Annotated in this window: 3 protein-coding genes and 1 pseudogene; all 4 read right to left on the minus strand. The window is 34.2% G+C overall.

Annotated elements, in window-relative coordinates:
• The coding region (locus L4C32_RS20420; protein WP_428198731.1) for a glycosyltransferase family protein at window positions 1-624 on the minus strand (624 nt) is incomplete at its 3' end.
• The gene (locus L4C32_RS20425; RefSeq protein ID WP_428198732.1) at window positions 617-1546 is read right to left on the minus strand and encodes an SDR family oxidoreductase; all 930 of its coding nucleotides are present in this window, start codon (window positions 1544-1546) and stop codon (window positions 617-619) included. The genes L4C32_RS20420 and L4C32_RS20425, both read right to left, overlap by 8 nt.
• Window positions 1547-1720: 174 nt before the next feature.
• Window positions 1721-1807: pseudogene (locus L4C32_RS20430) on the minus strand (chloramphenicol acetyltransferase); the annotation flags it as partial.
• Window positions 1808-2294: 487 nt separating this feature from the next.
• Window positions 2295-2758: hypothetical protein (locus L4C32_RS20435; protein ID WP_428198733.1), on the minus strand; the 464-nt coding region annotated here is incomplete at its 5' end.

Raw genomic sequence — 2758 nt, forward strand, 5'->3', positions numbered from 1 at the left:
TATATACTCTTCTGATAGTTGATACTTTTTTTTAACTTTTATTTCTTCTTGCCGAGATATTTCTATATCTTTTACAGAAAACCTAATAACAAATAATTTATCATTTGAGACAGGATAAGATTCAATAAAACTATTCTTAGCATCATAGCTACTAAAAATAATACCAGATGAGAATTTTGCTTGCATTAAAAAACCAATGTTACGTTTTAGTTTTTTTATCGATGAAAACAACTCTGGAAGGAATAAGTGCTGAAGATCAGGAATCCATGATAAAACAGGGGTTTTAAAATTCCACCCAAAAAAAGCAGCATTACTATAAAAAACATCAACACTGTATTTGCCTGCCAAATAAGAAACAGCCTTATCCTTACCAAAAAAAATAGCAGATAGTAGATTAATAAATGGCTGCTTAGTCGACTCAAGAAAAACTAATTCAACATTATCCATAGATACAAGCAATTCCGAAAAATCATAATCAATTCCTCGAGTCATAAATACAATTACTTCTATGTCACTTGAATGCTCAGAAAGTAATGATATCAATCTAAGATAATAATTTGCACCACCCATCCAAAGTTTCGAAGATGGCAAAAAAATACCAATTTTTATTTTTTTCTTATCCATGTGTTTTCTTGTACCAACTAACATATTGAGCAACACCATCATCTAATCTAACTTTAGATTTTCCGCACAATTTATCTTTAACTCTACAACCTGAAACTAAAGAAAATGGGTCTCCAGCACGAGATTGATTATTAAATATAACATCAATGTTGATTTTATCATCAAACCAATGCTTGCACAAAAGTGAAATCAACTCGGCGACAGTATGCTTATTTCCTGTGCCCATGTTAACAACACTGGGGCTTTTACATCCTAAACTACCCAGTACATAAAGCCCGTTACAAACATCGCTAATGTGAATCCAATCCCGTTCTTCATTGCCAGTTCCAAAACATGAAATAGTTTCATATTGTTCTATGTTTCTGAGTTTATTACAGGTATCCCAAAGTAATTGCTTTTGCAAACCGTCTCCATAAACTGAAAAAATTCTTACGGCAGTAATGTTTAAGTTATGATTTGAACGGTACATGGTGGCCAAACGCTCAATCATCTCTTTATGATAACCATAATTAGAATAGGGATTGACAGGCGATTTTTCCGTAAGTTCCCCACCAGAATGACTCCCATATACGGCAGCACTCGATGCAACGTACACATTAGTTTCTGGTGAGTTTAAACGAACCCATTCAAATAACAACGCAGCAGTATCTACACCTTTACAGAAATCTCCATAAGGATTATCTACAGCAGTGCCCACTGAGGATCCCCCTGCAAGATGGTAAATAGATTTTGGCTTACCTTTCAAAAGACCAAGAAGCTTATCCAGATTATTAAAATCAACATTGCCATTTATAAAATTACGACTTAATTCTTTTCCTCCTCCGTTACCAACACCATAAACAACACAGCCTTTTTGGGAAAGTCTGCTCACAAGGTTTGTCCCAATAAAACCAAAACAACCAGTTACGATAACTTCATTCAAAATAGAACCTTTTAATTATTATATAATACTGCTGAATTTTTTTGCCGCCAGAACATAAGGCATTAGAATCAATTCGTTATTGGCTTTGATTAACTCTAAATATTTATCTTGAGCCGGAATTAAGGATGTATCTATATCCTCTTCTGTCCATTTTTGAGAGAGAAAATCAAATCTTTTAATTACTTTAGCGGGATTGCCAACAACAATTGAGAATGGAGGAACATCATGCAAAACAACTGACTTAGCTCCGATAATTGATCCATGCCCAATGCAAACATTACCAATAACTGAAGAGTCATAGCCAAAAAAGCAATTAACTCCTATGTCTATTACATTCTGACTATCAACTCCCGTCTTAATATACGGCTTGAAAACAGAATCAATATTATGCGACGCTCCAATAAATGAGCAATTTGATGCTGTCAATGAATATGCTCCAATATTAATTTTCATACCTACGGTTAGAAAATTATTTTCACCGATAAAAGAGTTGTCTCCTATCGTTATAGCCTTAACACCATGTTTAAGGGAGTGATTAACGTTCAACCAAGTTCGGTTGCAAATAACCACATTATGACCTATTTCAATCGCTCTCCAACCAATAACACGAACTGTTTTGGATATCGTGCATTTGAAAAAAAATTTATATCTATAAAAATATCCAAAAAATCCGATCACAGAATAATAACCACGTACCAAGAGCAAACCAAAGCGATTTCTCGCTAATTTCTTAACTACATTCTTAAACTTAATTAACATAAAATACCCTCTTAAGAATATATTTAATATAGCCGAGAAGCTTCATTTTTAAACGTTTTTTAAAGTGTTTTTGCAATGTCCGAACTTTATTCTCAGACAGTTCTACCACATCTGGATAATTTATATTGCTTGCTGGCCCTGAACTTGAAGATGAAAACAACTCACTTGCAGTATAAGACGAATGAGTTCCGCTATCGTTAAAACCATCATTAACAACCAAGCTTTTCGGTGGATAAAGCGTTAAGCCTTTGCACTCATAGACAAATGAGTACCAGCGAATAGCCCAAGAATTAATTTTACCTGAGCACTCCAATTCAAGCATATTAGAAAAATCAAATGAACTGCCAAAGTTGTAACTATTTTTATCACCTTTGGTTGCGATAAGAAATAAATAGTCAGTAGTTAAATCAAAACCCTCCCACCTGTCACGCCACGTTGCCCACCCCCAAGAAG

This window comes from Aliivibrio kagoshimensis (assembly GCF_050337105.1).
Classification (GTDB): domain Bacteria; phylum Pseudomonadota; class Gammaproteobacteria; order Enterobacterales; family Vibrionaceae; genus Aliivibrio_A; species Aliivibrio_A kagoshimensis.